The 16059-nt window shown below is 73.1% G+C and carries 10 protein-coding genes; 5 read left to right on the top strand and 5 right to left on the bottom strand.

Translation table 11 applies throughout. The features are described from left to right. Nucleotides 1-67: 67 nt before the first annotated feature. The gene (locus tag C1A38_RS16475) at nt 68-748 is read left to right on the top strand and encodes a hypothetical protein (RefSeq protein WP_102658709.1); all 681 of its coding nucleotides are present in this window, start codon (nt 68-70) and stop codon (nt 746-748) included. A 34-nt stretch (nt 749-782) separates the two neighbouring features. Beyond that, a complete protein-coding gene (locus C1A38_RS16470; protein WP_102658708.1) occupies nt 783-2354 on the top strand; it encodes a nucleotidyl transferase AbiEii/AbiGii toxin family protein in 1572 nt (523 codons plus the stop codon). A 15-nt stretch (nt 2355-2369) separates the two neighbouring features. Here the strand turns inward: C1A38_RS16470 and C1A38_RS16465 are convergent, their stop codons facing one another. Together C1A38_RS16465 and C1A38_RS16460 are read right to left on the bottom strand one after the other, a co-directional pair. Then, the gene (locus C1A38_RS16465) at nt 2370-2861 is read right to left on the bottom strand and encodes a DinB family protein (RefSeq protein WP_199180225.1); all 492 of its coding nucleotides are present in this window, start codon (nt 2859-2861) and stop codon (nt 2370-2372) included. A 46-nt stretch (nt 2862-2907) separates the two neighbouring features. After that, the gene (locus tag C1A38_RS16460) at nt 2908-3975 is read right to left on the bottom strand and encodes a DUF2855 family protein (protein ID WP_102658707.1); all 1068 of its coding nucleotides are present in this window, start codon (nt 3973-3975) and stop codon (nt 2908-2910) included. Nucleotides 3976-4142: 167 nt separating this feature from the next. On the opposite strand from C1A38_RS16460, the gene C1A38_RS16455 reads away from it, so the two are divergent. From C1A38_RS16455 to C1A38_RS16445, 3 genes are all read left to right on the top strand, one after another. Then, nucleotides 4143-5153 carry a peptidoglycan-binding domain-containing protein gene (locus tag C1A38_RS16455; protein ID WP_102658706.1) on the top strand — a complete coding sequence of 337 codons (1011 nt, stop codon included), beginning with the start codon at nt 4143-4145 and terminating at the stop codon, nt 5151-5153. 132 nt (nt 5154-5285) lie between these two features. Next, a complete protein-coding gene (locus C1A38_RS16450) occupies nt 5286-7463 on the top strand; it encodes a sensor histidine kinase (RefSeq protein ID WP_102658705.1) in 2178 nt (725 codons plus the stop codon). Beyond that, nucleotides 7460-8119 carry a response regulator transcription factor gene (locus C1A38_RS16445; protein ID WP_102658704.1) on the top strand — a complete coding sequence of 220 codons (660 nt, stop codon included), beginning with the start codon at nt 7460-7462 and terminating at the stop codon, nt 8117-8119. Before C1A38_RS16450 ends, C1A38_RS16445 begins: the two co-directional genes overlap by 4 nt. 109 nt (nt 8120-8228) lie before the next feature. Here C1A38_RS16445 and C1A38_RS16440 read toward each other — a convergent pair whose 3' ends face one another. The 3 genes from C1A38_RS16440 to C1A38_RS30870 are packed head-to-tail and all read right to left on the bottom strand — an operon-like array spanning nt 8229 to nt 16055. Further along, nucleotides 8229-11015, bottom strand: a complete 2787-nt coding sequence (locus tag C1A38_RS16440; RefSeq protein ID WP_102658703.1) for a peptidoglycan-binding domain-containing protein — start codon at nt 11013-11015, stop codon at nt 8229-8231. 58 nt (nt 11016-11073) lie between these two features. Continuing rightward, nucleotides 11074-14187: a peptidoglycan-binding protein gene (locus C1A38_RS16435; RefSeq protein WP_146017566.1), complete on the bottom strand. Its 3114-nt coding sequence runs from the start codon at nt 14185-14187 to the stop codon at nt 11074-11076. Beyond that, on the bottom strand, nt 14184-16055 hold the full coding sequence (locus C1A38_RS30870; RefSeq protein ID WP_146017565.1) for a hypothetical protein: 1872 nt from the start codon (nt 16053-16055) through the stop codon (nt 14184-14186). Before C1A38_RS30870 ends, C1A38_RS16435 begins: the two co-directional genes overlap by 4 nt. Between the last annotated feature and the right edge of the window lie 4 nt (nt 16056-16059).

The raw sequence follows: 16059 nt of genomic DNA, 5'->3' as shown, positions 1-16059 counted from the left end.
AGGCAGCGGGCCTGCTGCGCGGAGACGGGGTCGGTGGCCGGCGACAGCTCGGACGTAGGGTCGTGCGGTGACCGTGTATGACGTTGCCGCCCGACTGCCCAGCGTCGACCTGCTGCGGCAGCGTTGCAGGGCGTTGGCTGTCCTGGAGCGCATCATCGACGGCGGCGAGCCCTACTACGACTACACCGTGACGTGGGGCGACGACGAGGCGGCGCTGATGAGCAACGGCAGCGGCGACGAATGGGCGATCGTGTTCGCCGCCGACGGCGTATTCATCCGCGTGTTCCACCACGAGTCGGCGATGTCGCCGTACCGCGATCCGGACCTGGAACTGTGGCCGGGTCTGCTCGACGGGCTTCCCGCGTCGTTGCAGCCGCAGCTGGAAGAGCCGGCCTTCGGCGACGAGACCGGGCAGTTCATCGCCACCGCGGTGCTGTGGCGGTTGACCGGCGACGACCGCTGGCAGGCCGGTGAAGGGATCGACTTTCCACCCGGGACAGGGTCGTCCGACGACTTCGGGCCGGACGGGTCCGGGATGCTCGACATCCTGTGCGACGACATCGTCGGCCGGTTCGTCGAGTTCGCCACCGACTACTACCAAATCGAGGTGGACGGCGCGGCAGTCGACCACATCGCCGCCCACCGGCCACTCACCGACGACATGATCCGGAGCCTGAACCCGCGATCCGCGCTCACCGACCTGCGCGACGACATCGCGGCGACCGGCTACCCCATCGCCGGGAAATAGAGGAAACCTGAGGAACGTGCCATAGACTCCGCCGGTGCCTGAGGTGTCGGGGGACTTCGAGATCCACATTACGGCTCACGTTCATCAGGTCGAGATGCTGCGGACGTTCGCTAGCGAGCGTGGCCTGAAGTTCGTCCACATCGTGCTCGACCGTGGCGCGTGCGTCTCTCAACCGATGCTCACCCTGAGCGGGCGAGGCACGCTGACCGAGCAGCGGGCCACGGTGCAGCGTTGGGAACACGAACTGCGCGAGGTGGGGATATACCCATGCCGCTCGAAGATCGAGGCGGCACCATGGTGCGTCGGCGTACCGCAGTCGAACAAGCAGGCGGCAGCCGAGCCGAGTGGCCGGTACTTCGAGCATCACGTCAAACTGCTGCTACCCACCACGGCGGTTGCCGATCTGCTGGCTCTCACCGAACTTGTCGCGCCGCACGGGGCGCGGCTGTCCCGCAACGCCCGCCGGGAGTTGGCGGACGGCGCGCAGGAACGCTTCGTCAACCAGCGCTGTCACGGTGTCGGGCTCGTCACGGCCCGGCATCAGCTGGACAAGCTCGTCGACACCCTCCGGGCCGCGGGCCATGAGCCCATTGCGGTGGAGCAGGAGTACGTCGTCTTCGACAGCGCCCTCCACCACGACCGTGGCTGGCTGGACTCGCCGGCGCCGGCCACGAGCGGTTACCAGTGGAAGCGCGAGCACAGGATGAGGTCCGCGCCGGCCGACTCCCCGGACTACCCACCGACCTACCGGCCACTACCCGGCGGCCCGACCGTACGCCAGCGGGCGGCCTTCGACCCCGCCGTCAAGCAGTACCCGAACGCCTACCGCGCCGGCGAACCCGACTTTGTGGTGCCGGCCACTGGCAAACTGTGGACCGACGCCCGTCGTACCGCGATGAATCACATGCTGGCGGCCATCGCCGCAACGACCTGGGGTCAACATCTGGTCCTGCGCGGCAGCGTCACCATGGCGGCCTGGGCCGGCGACGCCGCCCGCGACCCGGGCGACCTCGACTTCGTCGTCACGCCGCACACCATCACCAGCGACAGCATCGACGCCCGCACGCTGCTCGATGACATCAAGACCGCCATCCGTACCGCGACCGGCGGCGGCCTGCAACCCGACCGCATCACCGAATCCGCCATCTGGACGTACGAACGCGCTGACGGACGTCGCCTGCTCGTCCCCTTCAGCGTCCCGGAGGCGCCGGACGGTCACGTACAGATCGACATCGTCTTCGGCGAACACCTGCCTCTTTCCGCGGAGGTGCTGATCCTGCCCGGTGTCGACGAGCCGCTGCTGGCCGCGCCCGCTCCGCTAGCTCTGGCATGGAAGCTGCTGTGGCTGGCCACCGACAGGTACCCGCAGGGCAAGGACCTCTACGATGCGGTCCTGCTCGCCGAACACACGAGCGTCGACCAGGCCCTCGTCCGCGAACTCATGCGACCGGAACTCGGCGCCGAAGCCGACACCTTCACCGCCGAGACCGTGCTGTCCTGGCGGGTCGACTGGCACAACTTCACCGACGAGTACTCCGGTATCTCGGGCACCGCCGAACAGTGGACCACCCGGCTGGCCCTGGCCCTCGACCAGGCGTGGACCTGACCGAGCCGGAACAGGTCAGCGTGGCCCCAGCCCGGTGCGCCCGTCGATCAGCTCGCGTACGACATCCAGGTGACCGGCGTGCCGCGCGGTCTCCTCGATGACGTGGAGAACGATCCGTCGCAGGTCGGTGGTCTGCGACGCCAGCGGCTCCTCCGGATGTCGGCCGGCAGGTGTCGCCGTCAACGGGGCCGCGGCGATGATCGAATCGGAGATGTCGCACTGGTCGCGGTAGAAGCCGAAGACCTGGGCCGGCGAGCGAGTCGTGAGGAGCGGGGTGTTCTCGTCGGGCCAGGGCAGCGGCTCTGCCGAGCCACGAAAGACCTCCTGGAACCAGTGGCGCTCGGCATGCCCGAGATGCTCCACCAGGCCGAGCGGCGACCATCCGGAGGGCAGGACGGGCGTTCGCAGCGAGGTCTCGTCCAGATCCGCCAGGATGGCTCGGATTACGGCACGCTGATGCGTGAGGAACTCGTAGAGCGCAGCTTTCTCCACATCGATGGTCACCACGCCGGCAGGCTAGCGTCCGCCCCCGACACTTTCGCCGACGCCGGGCTCACAGCTGGACGACGTGGCCCACCCGTGGCGGCGTGCGGCCCGCGAGGACGTCGAGCCAGGCGTGCCGCAGCGCCTCGGGACCGTTGCCGATCTGCACGTCGAGCCACTTGTCCAGCACCGGCACGAATCGCTGCCAGGCAGCGGTGAACCGTTCGTCGAGGCCGTCGCGGCCCCAGTCGCGGCTGCGCTTGCGCATCTGCACCGGCGCGAAGAAGACCTGCCCGGCAGCGTCGGCGTTGGGGGTCTGTTGGGTGAGCCCGACGGCGATGTCCCGGACGAGTCGGTCGCCGAGATGGTCGCGCAGGGCGCGTCGGGTGGCGGGTGCTCCGGCCAGGTCGAGGTAGACGGTCGGGACCGCGTCGAGGGCGCTGATGTCGTCGTAGGTGAGGACCGTGTCGTAGCAGCCGAGTGACCGGGTGAACGCCAGATTGCCGGGGGAGGTGAGCCCGATCAGGCGCGGTCCGCGGCCGTGCAGTTCAAAGGCGGCAGCGTACGCCGTCTTGCTCGACGCCGACGACAGCACCAGCGACTGCGCGCCGTAGTGGTCGTTGTCGATGATCTGGTCGGCGAGCATGAACGAGGTGAAGAACAACGGCCGGAACAGGATCAGCAGGTCCTCCTGTTCCGCCCGGTAGGCGGGGTCGCCGGTGGTCGACCGGTAGGCGTTGTACGGCGAGGGCAGATCGACCCGGTGCGCGCTGGCGTCGCGGAAGCCGGTGGCGTCCACCCGTTCGGGGCGTACCACCAGATGGCCTGCGGGCGGCAGGTAGCCGTAGACCCGCTGACCCGGCTCGACGCCGGCCACGGTGGACGCGATCACCTCGGCGAAGCCCCACAGCGGCGGAAGCCCCCACTGCCGGTCGAGCCCTCGGGCCTCGGGTGGGAAGAACTCCCAGTAGCGCATCGCGTCGCCGAGCACCGCGTACGTCACGTTGTTGGCGGTCAGACCGACGCGGTCCACCCGCAGCAGCGCCTCCCCGTCGGCGATGGCAGGCATCGGGCTGTCGACGAGTGTGGTGTGAGTGCGGTCGTCACGGGCCACGGCGAAGGTCCACGAGTCAGCCATGCTGTGACGTTAGGCAGCCGCCGACCCGGAGACAAGTGCACTGGGAGTGCAAAATCCCACTCACCCGCCTTTCGCCGGCCCGGTCCCGGTCGCCTGGGACAGTCGTCCCTGGTGCCTGGGTCTGTGGCCCGCACAGACTCGCCAGCCGGAGCCGACAGGAGGAACCGGTGGAGAGCGCACGTCACGAACCCGTCGCAGGCACGCTGCTGGAGGACGAGGACCCGGAAAGTCATGTCGGGGAGGCGGTCGACTTCGACCTCTTCGACCACGAGGACCAGGCGGAGCCGGAGCCCGCTGCGGAGGACCCGGCAGGGTTGCGGGCGGCGTACCACCTCGCGCCGACGCTCAAGGTACTGCGCGACGAGGTGGACCGGCGCTGGCCGAAGCGGGACCGGACCTCGGACGGCTGGATCGGTGACGCCGCGCATCAGGGCACCCGGTCCGACCACAACCCCGACGCGGACAACGGGTCGGTCAACGCCCTGGACATCGACCGGGACGGCATCGACCCGATGCTGGTGGTCCGCCGGTGCATCGTCCACCCCTCGACCCAGTACGTCATCTTCGACCGGACCATCTGGAGCCGGACCCGCAACTTCGCCGCCGCCCGGTACACCGGCAGCAACCCCCACGACCGGCATCTGCACGTCAGTGTCAGCCACGACCGGGCGTTGGAGGCCAGCACCCGGAGCTGGGGGATCGCCGACGCGGTCGTCCCGAAACTCGGCGACCGGGTGCTGCGCCGCGGCAGTACCGGCAGCGACGTGCGGGAACTACAGACCCTCGCGGGCCGGCTCGGCGGTGACCTCGTCGTCGACGGTGACTTCGGGCCCCGGACCGAATCCTGGGTCCGCGACTTCCAGAAGGCGCAGCGGCTCACCGTCGACGGTGTGGTCGGTGCCCAGACCCTCGCCGCACTGCGGGCGGCGACCGCACCCGCCCCGCCCTCGGCCGGTCGCCAGCCCGGTTCGCGGACCGTACGTCGGGGCAGCACCGGCGAGGACGTGGCCTTCGTGCAGCGATTCGTCGGCGAGCGGCGGTGTGGGCCGGCGACCGGCTCGTTCGACGCGAAGACCGAATCGGGCGTGCGGTGGTACCAGGGAATGCGTGGGATCACCGTGGACGGTGTGGTCGGCCCCGTGACGTGGCGACAGATGGGTGTGCGAGTGACCTACTGACCCTCGCCCCCGGCCGGGCCGACGGTGACCGGACGCTGCAGGGCGGCGGTGGGACCGAATGGGCGCGATGGTGTCGCAACGGTGGATCGTCGGTGCCGGGGAGGTCGGACGGTGAGGCATGATGCGTGCGGCGTGACCGACCCGACCGGATCCGGACCGGACCCGGCCGGCGGCCCGGCTGTGGAGGACGCGATGGCGATGGCCGACCCCGAACGGGGCCGTCCGGTCGTGGCGTGGCTGGTACTCGCCGTCACCGGCGGGCTCACCCTTGGCGCGGCGGTAGCCGGGACGATCGCCGTACCCCCCTGGGGATCGGGCCTGCTCTGGTGGCTGGTCGACCTGACCGCCGGCGCCGGCTTCGGGCTGGTCGCCTGGCTGACCCTGCTGCGCCGGTCGCACCCGGCGGCTGGGCTCGCCGCGCTGATCGGGGTGGGCGCAGCGGCTTCGGCGGCGGCCGCCGCGTGGGCGGCCTCGGCCCACCACTGGCCGTCCCTCTGGGCACCGGAGATACCCCCCGCCGGGGTCGGGGTCGTACCGGCCTGGTCGGCCCTGGTCGTGGTGCTGCCGTGGCTGCTCCCGGTGCGGCCGGTGGGTCGGTCGGTCCGGATCGCCGTGGGAGTCGCCGTCGCGGCGCAGGCGTTCCTGTCGACCGTGCGGTACGGGTGGGTACCGGACCAACTCGTCGGGCCGGTCCGCGACACGCTGGCAGTGGTGCTCGGACCCGGGCTGCCGGCCGTTCTCGCGGTGCTCGGATTCGCCGCCACCGCCGGGGTGCTGGCCCGCCGCCGTGCCCTTCTCCCGTGGCAGCGGTACGGCCTGGGGTGGCTCGCCGTCGGCACCCTGCTGCACGCGCTGGCCCTGCTGGGGTCCACCCTCGACCCGGTCCTGCCGCGCGGGGTTCCGGTCGCGCCGCTGCTGATGCTCGCCGCGCTGGCGTTCCTCCCCGCGTCGGTGTTGGTGTTGGTGCTGCGCCAGCGGCTGTGGGGGCTTGCGCACATCGTCCGGCGGACCCTGGTGTGGGCGCTGACCACCGGCCTGCTGATCGGCGGGTACGCCCTCGGGGTGGTGACGCTCGGCAGCCTGCTGCCGGCCACCTCGGTGCTGCCCGAGGTGCTGACGACCGCAGCGTTGGCGGCGGTGTTCCACCCGGTTCGCCAGTGGGTGCAGCGCCGGGTTGACCGGCTGGTGCACGGTGACGGCGGGCAACCGTTGATCCGCCAGGTCGCCGAGCGGCTGCGTGACGTCGAGGCGGGGATGCAGATGCTCGACGCGGTTGCCGATGGGATCGCGGACTCGTTGGGGCTGGCAACCGTGACGATCACGGTGACCGGGAACCCGGGTGGGTGGGTTCCTGCGCAGTGGCTGAGCGGTGCGTCCTCGTCCCCGCCGTCCACCGGACCCGGACCGGCCGTGCCGGCCACCGGGTCGATCGCGTCGGCCTCGGTCACCGGGCCGGGCCGGGCCCACGGGTCGACGACGTCGGGCACGGTGTCGCCGCTGACGATGCGCCTGGTCGCCGGCGACCGGTCGGTGGGGGTGCTGCGGGCGTGGCCACGTACCGGTGAGCGGGTGGCCGGCCGGGCGGCTTCGGTCCTGGCCGACCTGGCCCCGGTGCTGGCCGCGCTCGCCGAACTGGCGGTCGCCCAGCAGGCCCTGCAACGGTCGCGGCTGCAACTGGCCCGGGGGCGCGACGAGGAGCGCCGCAAGCTACGTCGGGACCTGCACGACGACCTGGGTCCGGTGCTGAGCGGGGTGTCCCTGGGGCTCGCCGCCGGACGCAACATGCTGCGTCCGCACCGGCACCTGCCGGCGGTCGCGGCGGCCGACGACCTGCTGGAACAACTGGTCACCGAGGTCGACCGGCAGACGGTGGCGGTGCGCGACAACGCCCGGGACCTGCTGCCTCCGTTGCTCGACGACGGCGCGTTGCGGCCGGCGCTGGAGCGGTTACGGCAGCGCTACGCCGACGCGGGGCTGTTGCTGCGGGTCCGCGCACCGGAGGTGAACCTTCCCGAGCCGGTGGCGACGGCGGTGTACGGCATCGTGGCCGAGGCGGTCCGCAACGTACACCGGCACGCCGATGTGGACTCCTGCACGGTCGAGGTGACGAACGGGCCGGAGGGGTTGGAGGTGTCTGTGGTGGACGAGGGCAGGGGCATTGCGCCCGGGACGGCGGTGGGGGTCGGCACCCGCTCCATGCGGGAGCGGGCGGAGGGGATCAACGCCGAGCTGAGCATCGGTCCCCTGCACACCCGGCCGGTCCGTCCGGGTACCCGTGTGCGGCTGCTGCTGCCCGGGAGGCTCCGGTGAGCCGGGAGCAGCCGGAGCGACCGATCCGGGTCGTCGTCGTGGACGACCATCCGGTGTTCCGGCTCGGCATGACCGCGCTGCTCGGCACCCTGACCGGCATCGAGTGTGTCGGTGAGGCGGTCGACGTGGACTCGGCGCTGGACCTCGTCGCCGGTCACCTCCCGGACGTCGTCCTGATGGACCTGCATTTGGGAGATCGCTCCGGGGTGGAGGCCACCCGGTTGATCCGGGCCCGGCATCCCGAGGTCGCCGTGCTGGTGGTCACGATGTTCGACGACGACGACTCGCTGTTCGGTGCGCTGCGGGCCGGCGCGTCGGGGTACCTGCTCAAGGGCGCGGCCCCGCAGCAGGTGGAGCGGGGTGTCCGGGCGGTGGCCAACGGCGAGTTGCTGCTCGGCCCGGAGATCGGCGCCCGAGCGGTCGGCTTCTTCGTCCGGGGCGCCGACCCGGTGCCCTTCCCGCAGCTCACCGACCGGGAACGGGAGATCCTCGACCATGTGGCGCAGGGGCTGGACAACGCCACAATCGCGCACCGGCTCGCGCTCAGCCCGAAGACCGTGCGCAACCACCTGTCCAACATCCTGGTCAAGCTCGGTGTCGGCGACCGGGCGCAGGCCATCGTGCGGGCCCGGGAACAGGGCCTCGGCCGGCGCTGAGACGGACGGCTCCGGCGTGGCGTGGGCGGCCCGCCCGGCCGCTCTGCGGATCACGGACGGCACCGCCCCGACCGCCCGTCCGGATGCCGGACGGGCGGCCAGGTCCGGGTCAGTGCCGGGTCGCCCCGCCCGCAGCGGCGTCGGGCGTGTACTCGTCGGTGTCCGGAGGGCAGAGGAGCGCGAGCTGAAAGGAGCCGGCGACCGGCGAGAGACCGGCGTAGCCCGCCGCCACGGCCACGCTGGCACCGAACCCGGGTGGGTCCGCCGGAGCGAGGTCCACCAGGGCGGCCGTGAGGGCCGCCTGGGCCCAGTCCGCCTCGGGGCCGGTGCGTGGGTCCAGCAGGCGCGGCCCGGGGCCGTACACCGTGTGGAAGACCGCCCGGAGCCCGTCTGCGGCCCCGTGCTCGCCCAGCACCTGCTGCGGTAGCACGGTGTGCCACCGCAGCAGCGCCGCCACGGCCTGCTCGCTGGTGAAGACCTCGCCGAGGGTGGCGTCCCGGGACGAGTCCGTCCCGTGGCGCACCACCGGGCCGGTCGGTGTGCTGCTGCCCGGGTAGCGCCAGCTCCGCTGCCGCAGCCGGTTGATCCGTCGGACGGCGAACCGCCACATCGCCCGGCGCAGCCCGTCGGTGGTGCGCAGCGTCATCACCAGGCGGTGCACCGCGTGCCAGCCCCGCAGGTGGTCGAACCCTTCGCCGTCGGTGGGCCCCAGCGGCAGCAGGTCGTGCGGGTGCACCCGGCCCTCGGCGTCCCGCAGCCCGTACAGGGCGAGTCGGCCCGACTCACGGGCGTGGTGGCCGGCCGCACCGGCCGACCAGACATCGCGGGCCCACCACGGCTGCGCCGGCCAGATCCCGTACCGGCCGAAGTCGCGTCGGTAGCTCGTGGGGTCGACGAACTGGTAGTAGGCCAGCAGGGCGGCCAGGTCGCCGAAGCCGTCGGCACCGAGCGACCAGCGCAGCGGGCCCAGCCGTAACCGGTCGGCGCCGCTGGCGTCGACTGCGTCGAAGTGTGTCCCCCCGCCGGCCTCGGCCACCGCCCGGATCACCCGGTACGTGCTCAGATCGGCCCGCGGCAGCGGCGGTGTGTCGTTGTCCTCCGGCGGGATCAGTGATTCCGGGGTGAGCGCCGCCTCCGGCCAGAGCGCGGCGCCGGCCACCACGGGACCGCCGGGTGTGTCGGTGCCCGGATCTGGTGCGGCGTACCGCCCGAGCGCAACCCGGCCGGGCCCGCCCGGCAGCCGCCGGGCCGCTGGGATCGGATGACGTTCCAGGTGGTCGGTGGCGTACACGCCGAGGGTCGGGTCGGTTTCGTCGGCCGGGTGCCAGAGGTTCGCTGTGACGACCTCGCCGGGCACGTCTGCCTGCATCCGGTACGCGTCGACGGTGGCGGCGTTGCGGGTCTGGAGGCCCTTCGCGTCGGGGGTGAGCCAGGTCTTCAGCAGGGTGGCGGTGTCCGGGTTCAGGCATCCGTTGATCCGACCGTGGTAGCGGCGGACCGCCGGTACCACGGCGGGGTCCACCGGGTTGCCGGCCTCGTCGAGCCGGAACTTGTGGACCCGCGCGAACCGGGCCGAGATCTGGAACTCGCGCAGCGCCGACGCGGTGCGCGGACCGAAGCTGCCGACCGGGTCCGGCGAGGTCGGGAAGCCGAGCTGGGCGAGGTGCTGCTGGAGGAGGCGCACGTGGGTCCCGGGTTCGCCGTGGGCGACGCCGCCGTATCGGCCGTCTGCGTCGCTGTCGCCGAGCCGCAGCGGATGCGCGCCGTAGGTGTCGAGCGCTCGGGGGGCCACCGGCCACGAGCCGATAGTCCAGCCGTCGGCGGCGAGCCCGCTGCGCAGGAACTGGGTGAAACGGCTGGCGATCCAGTACATCATCGCCTCGCCCCAGGGGCTGTCGAGGCCGTCGTCGAAAAACTGCTTGCTGGCCCGCTGCAGGACCTTGGCAGCACTGCGTACGTGCGCGGCGATCGTGCTCTCGGCCTGCACCGCCAGGGTGACCACGCCGGTGGTCTCGTCGTAGGTGTGCGGGATCGCTGGGCGGGCCCGCCGGACGAAGAGGTGGAAGCGGTTGTCGGAGTGCAGCACCCGCCGGTCGGGTGCGGTGCCGGTGGCGGCCGGGCTGGGGCCGTAGTAGCCGCGCAGCAGGTCGGTCAGTGGGGTGGAAAGGCTCGGGTCGAGCGCCTCGAACTCGGGCATGAGCAGGATGCCGTCCATGTCGCCGAGCAGGTCGTCGGCGGCGCAGTTGCCGGCGGCGGCGTCCAGCCAGCCCATCGGTACCGCCAGGGAGGCCGGATCCATCGGTTCGGTCCACTCCCGCCCTGCCCTCGTGGCCTCGTCCTTCGCCTTCTTCCGGGCCCGGTTGTACCCCTGCCACCAGGAGGCGAGGTCGCCGGTCCAGCTCATCGCGCCGTACGGATCGGTCTGGACGGAGAGGGCCATTGCGGCTGTCGCCAGCTCGTTGAGGGCCGCGTCGGCGCAGACCCAGACGTGGGACAACTCCACCGCGGGGCGGGGTCGGGTGCCGAGTTGGCCGTGCCAGGTACTCACCGAGCCGGCGCCGACCAGACCGTCGAGGGTCTCCTGCGACGCGTGCTCCCAGGACAGTGGTGCGTGCATCCGCAGCGGGTCGGAGTTGAGGACTTTGTCGAAGGCCGGGAAGCTGCCGTGCCGACCGTAGTGCAGCATGCGGATGCGCTGCGCCGTCTCGCCGCTGTCGCCGATCCTCGACTCGACCTCGGCCACCCAGTCCAGGTACTGCTCCAGGTCGGGGCTGAAGGCCTTGTACTCGCCGCGGAGGGTGACCGGGCCACCCGGCCAGCGGCGGCCCTGCTCCGGCAGCGTCCGCACCGCCGTGGCGAGGACGACGGCGACCGGGTCGGCCGTTTCGGTGCTCATGGTGCTCCCTCGGCCGGTACCGGCCCTGGTGGTGGACGTCGGGGAAAGGGTTGGCGGCTCACGGCGCGCCCGGTCCGGCGGGGCGTTCGTCCGGGCGGACCAGCCACAGCCGGGCGGCGATCTTGTTCTCCCACTCGGCTGCGGAGAGATGCGGCGGCGGCGGGGTCACCGGGTTGGTGCTGCTGCGCGTCCACAGGGCCCGGGATTCCGCGCGTCCGAGTGGGGTCAGGTCGGCCAGCGGCGGGTCAGGGGCCAGCCCCAGCAGGGCCCGCTCCTGCTGGTGCAGCCCGATCAGGGTCCCTCGGAATTCGAAGTAGGCGGGGGAGACGAGGCACCCCGCCGACCCGGTGCTGGCCGCCACGTCGTCCCCGGTGTTGGTGTGCCCGTCGTGGAACCGGATGTAGACCTTGCCGTCGAGGTCGTCGGCCACGTGCAGCAGCGGCGGGAACGGCTGCCAGGTCTGGGGGGCACCGGGCAACGGCCGGGGGTTGCTGATGTCGTCCAGGTAGTAGCGGCCGTGGGCGACGTGGTCGTCCTCCCCGGCGGTGACCACCTTCAACGAGTAGTTCTTGAAGGCGTCACCGGACCGGAAGGACCGGCACTCGTAGTGGGTGTTGCCCCGGATCGCCGACCGGTTGCCGCCCTGGTACCGCCACGCCGAGAAGCTGGTGAATGAGTACGCCGCGTGCTGTCGGCCGCCGTGCACGACGATGGCCACCCCACCGTAGTGGTCGGTGCCCCGGCGGTCGGGCCGGAACCCGGTCGGGATCGGGTCGAACCGTCCGCCGACGCCGGCCGGGATCTGCCAGGACGAGGACTCGCCGTCGAGGGCCGGCGCGCCGTCGAGGGTCAGGGTCCGGGTCGCCAGGTCACACCCGACGATCCGGTACGTCCCCGAGGGGCGGGCCACGTCGGCGGGCAGGTGGATGGTGTCGAAGTTGAGCACGAGCAGGGTGAGCCCGGCGTCGCCGTCGAGGACCACCTGGTTCGCCGCCGCACCGGGCCGGGCGCCGGTGCCGACCAGGTGCGGTCGTTCGCCGACCGGGTCCACCACCACGATCTGCGGGCGGCGGCGCAGCAGCCAGGACTGGTCCGGGCCGACCAGCTGCGGGCTGCCGTGGACGGTGACGGTCCGGGTGGCCGCCTCGACGGCCGCGACCCGGAACCACCGCTGCGCGGCCGGCGCGGTGCCGGCCAGGAAGAGCAGGTCCCGGTGGGAGGTGGCGGGGGTGTGGCCGTCCGTCCGCCACACCTCGGTCAGATCGGCGTCGCCGTCGAGGCGCAGCCGGAACTGGTTCGGCGGATGCGGCGGCAGGGGGGTCGCGGCGACCCCGGTCGGGTCGAGCAGGTCCACCCGGTGGTACCCCGGGTCCTCCGGCGGGAGGGGCACGTTGCGTCCCACCAGATCCCCGGTGGTGCGGGGCAGCCAGGGGTCGTTCAGGTTCAGGTAGAACTCGGTGACCGCCTCCAGGTGGAACAGGTTCCCGTCGGCCACGTCCAGCACGTACGGGGGGTCACCCCCCTCGTCGACGGCGAACCCGGCCCGCACCATCAGCCGCCGCCGCCACAGGTCCTTCTGCGCGTCGCCGACCTGCCGCCACTGCGCCGGCGTCAGCGGGGTGGTGTCCCGGGCCGCCGTCAGGGTGGCCCACGGGTACAGCTCCCTGGTGGTCCGGGACAGCACGGTGGCGGCCGGCAGCCCGGCCAGCGCGGGCCGGACGATCCGCGTCGCGTCGGGCATCCCGTGGTGGCCGGGTCGCCGCCACAGGTCGATGGTGCCCGCGGTCTCCTCGTCCAGCCGGCCGTGCGGCAGGCCCAGGTGCCGCCGGTGCGCGGGACGCCGGGATTGGCCGGCGACCCCGGCGCGGGTCGCCGTGACCTCCCGGTGGGAGGCGACGAGTTGCAGCTCCCGCAGGGCACTTTCGGTGGACGCGTCGAACCGTCCGGTCTCGGCGACGGTGAACCCGAGTTCGGTGAGGTCCCGTTGGAGCAGGGCCACCGGGGCCTGCGGTGGGCCGGCGGCCCGCACCTGCCCGCCGAAGCGGCGTTCGGCGTCGCTGTCGCCGTGGCGCAGGTGCCAGCCGCCGTACCGGCCCAGGGCGGTCGGTGCGGCCGGCCAGTCACCGGCGCTCCAGCCGTCGCCGGCGGCGCCGGCCAGCAGCGCCCCGGCGAACCTGTCGACGAGTTCGGTGAGCATGGACATGCCCCAGGTCCCGTGCAGCGCCTCAAGGGCGTCCGGCACCGTCCAGGCGTGCCGGTGCCGCCCCAGGTGCTGCCGGATCACCAGGAACATCGCCGCGCTCGTCACCGCCGGGCGCAGGGCGGCGGCGAGCCGGGCCGGATCGGACTCGCGGGGGACCGGTGGGGTGGCCGCGTCGTACAGCAGACGGAACCGGTTGTGTGCGTGCTGCTCGGTCGGGTCCGTGGTGGCCGGACCCGCCGGGTCGTAGTAGCGGGCCAGCATCGCGCTGACCGGGGTAGCCGGATCCCAGGCCGCAGCGAGGTTCAGCCCGTCGACCACCGCGAGGAGCCGCTCGATCCCGGCCCGTTCGGCGATCGCCTCGGCCAACCACTGCCGGGGACGGGCCAGATCGGCCGGGTCCTCGACCCACACGTCACCGGCCTCGCGGACCGCCTGCTCGGCGGCGCGGCGGCGCAGCTCGTAGCCGAGCCACGCCTCGGCCAGCAGCCCCGGCCAGCCGAGCAGTGCAGCCCCGTCGTACAGGGCCCCCACCGGGGTCGGCTCGCCGAGGCGCTGGTCCAGCAGACACCAGATCGGGTACGTGTCGACCAGCCGGGGCGCGCCGGTCGGCCCGACTCCGATCTGGAGCCGCCCGGTGCGGTACAGCCCGTTCAGGGCCGCCCGGGGGGCGTCGGCGACGGTCAGCGGGGTGCGTGCCCACGGGTGCGGGTGGGCGATCAGCTCGTCCGGCTGCCAGGTCTCCGGTGGTTCTGCGCCGCAGATGAGCAGCCGGATCCGGCGGACCACCTCCCGCGGCTGCCACGGCGGCTGGTGCGGGCCCGCCTCGACGGCGGCCAGCCAGGACCGGTAGCTGCGCCAGCCGGCCAGGTGGGCGCGTTGCTCGCCGGCCAGGGCGGTGGGGCCGAAGGGCCAGCGTTCGTCGGGGCGCGCGCGCAGCGCCTCGACCGCCTCGACGACGGGGGCGGTCATGACTGCTCCGCCGGGGGTCGCTTCGGCGGGAGGCCGGGCCCTGCGGGTCGCGGTGCGGCCGGCGGCCCGCCCGGCTCGGGCGGGCCGGGCAGACCCGGCGCGGTGACCGGTCCGGGCCAGAGCACGTCGTGGTACCGGCCGCTGGCACCGCCGCCGCGGCCGACCCGGGTGCGTCGGCCCAGCCACAGGTGTTGGCGGCCGTCGGTCCAGCGGGCGTACTGCCAGGCGCGGGTGAGGTGGGTGCCGGCCCGGGTCACCTCCTCCCGGTGCAGCCGGTGCTGGCGGAGCTCGGCCAGCAACCGGCCCCAGGGCAGCGGGGCGGGCGTGCCGTCCAGCGGTGGGACCGCCCCGAGGTCGAGCATCTGGGCGGCCTGCGGCGACGGGTCCAACGGGAACCAGTGGCCCGGGGTGTCGGTCCGTAGCCGGTAGCGCAGCGGCAGGTCCGGGTCGGCGGAGGGGGTGACAGTGCTGGCGGCGCGGCCGGCGGCGTGGTGTTCCGCCCGGTCCACCGGTCGCCCGTCGGGACCGCAGGCGGTCGCCTCCACCGCCCACACCTGGTTGGCGCTCTCGTCGCGCAGCAGCCAGACCTCCTCGACGGGGGCCGAGTCGTGGCTGTCGTCCAGAGTGGGCAGCAGGGTGAAGGTGCTGTCCCGCAGCGAGAGGGGTCCGGTGCCGCCACTGAGCGGGTCGTACGCGCTGTGCTCGTAGATCGCGAACTCGGCGCCCCGCACCGCCGACCGGGTGGGCGGCACCAGCATCCGCTGCCCGAAGGTGTCGTGCACGACGAGCGAGGAGACCCGGCACACCGAGCCGACCTCCATCGCCACCGGGAACAGGAAGAAGTCGTTGCTGTAGACAGTGGCGTACTCCACCAGCAGCATGGTGGCGATGCTGTCCCCGGCGGCCCGGACGCTGCCGAAGTCGACCGCCGCGTTCTCGAACTCCCACCACCGGGCGGCGGGCATGCCCCGGAAGGTGACAGGGGTCGGGATGCCCGAGGCGAGGAACGGGCGGCCCGTCCCACCGGGGTCGCTGGCGACGGCCCCCAGCGACCCGCCGGGCACGTGGTCGAAGGCGTACCAGTCCAGGCTGCCGGAGGCGTACTCGTCGGTGGTGAGGACGAACTCCGGTTCGCCGCCGACGGCGGGGGCGGCCAGCGACACCTGGTACTCCAGCCGCTGCGGCGACCAGGTGGGCAGTTCCGGCAGGGCTCGCCCGGTCACCCCGTCGTACCAGGCGAGGAAGCGCAACGCCGCGACCCGGACGGGCCGCGCGGCCGCGCTGGTCAGGGGCGGCTGCGCGGGCAGCGTCGGACGCCCCCCGTCGGGCGGGCGCAGCCCCGAGTCGAGGGCGGCGAAGAGCGCCACCCCGTCCGGCACCCGGGCTGCGAGCAGCCGGTCCCCGGCCGGCAGGCCCTCGGTGGGGACGGGATGCGTGGCCAGCAGCCCGGCGACGTAGCCAACCTGGCTCTCGGCGGGCAGCATGGTGCCCTCCCATTCCTCGGCCAGCAGGGTCAGGAAGTACCCACCGGCCCGCAGGGCCAGGTCCCGGGTGCCCTCGGTGCCGACCACCGCCGGTTCCGACTCGACCAGGGCCTCCAGGGGCACGGTACCGACGTCGTACCGCAGCCCTGTGGCACCGCCCGGGCCGGTGGGGGGTGGCCCGGGATGTAGCCGGGTCAGCCCGGTGACCGTGCCGCGCAACCGGGCCCAGACCGGGGTACCGGCGTCCGTAGCGGCGAACTCACCGAGCTGCCACTGCCGGGTCAGCAGCCACAGGGGATCGGCGATGCCCGCCTGGAGGCCCTCCTCCCCGGTCCGTTCCCGGACCGTCGGCTCCAGCCGGGCCCAACCGTTCTGCATGCTCATGACT

It is taken from the genome of Verrucosispora sp. ts21 (assembly GCF_002879555.1).
Lineage (GTDB): Bacteria > Actinomycetota > Actinomycetes > Mycobacteriales > Micromonosporaceae > Micromonospora > Micromonospora gifhornensis.
The sequence above is the reverse complement of the archived record's forward strand: the minus strand, read 5'-3'. Positions and strand labels throughout refer to the sequence as shown.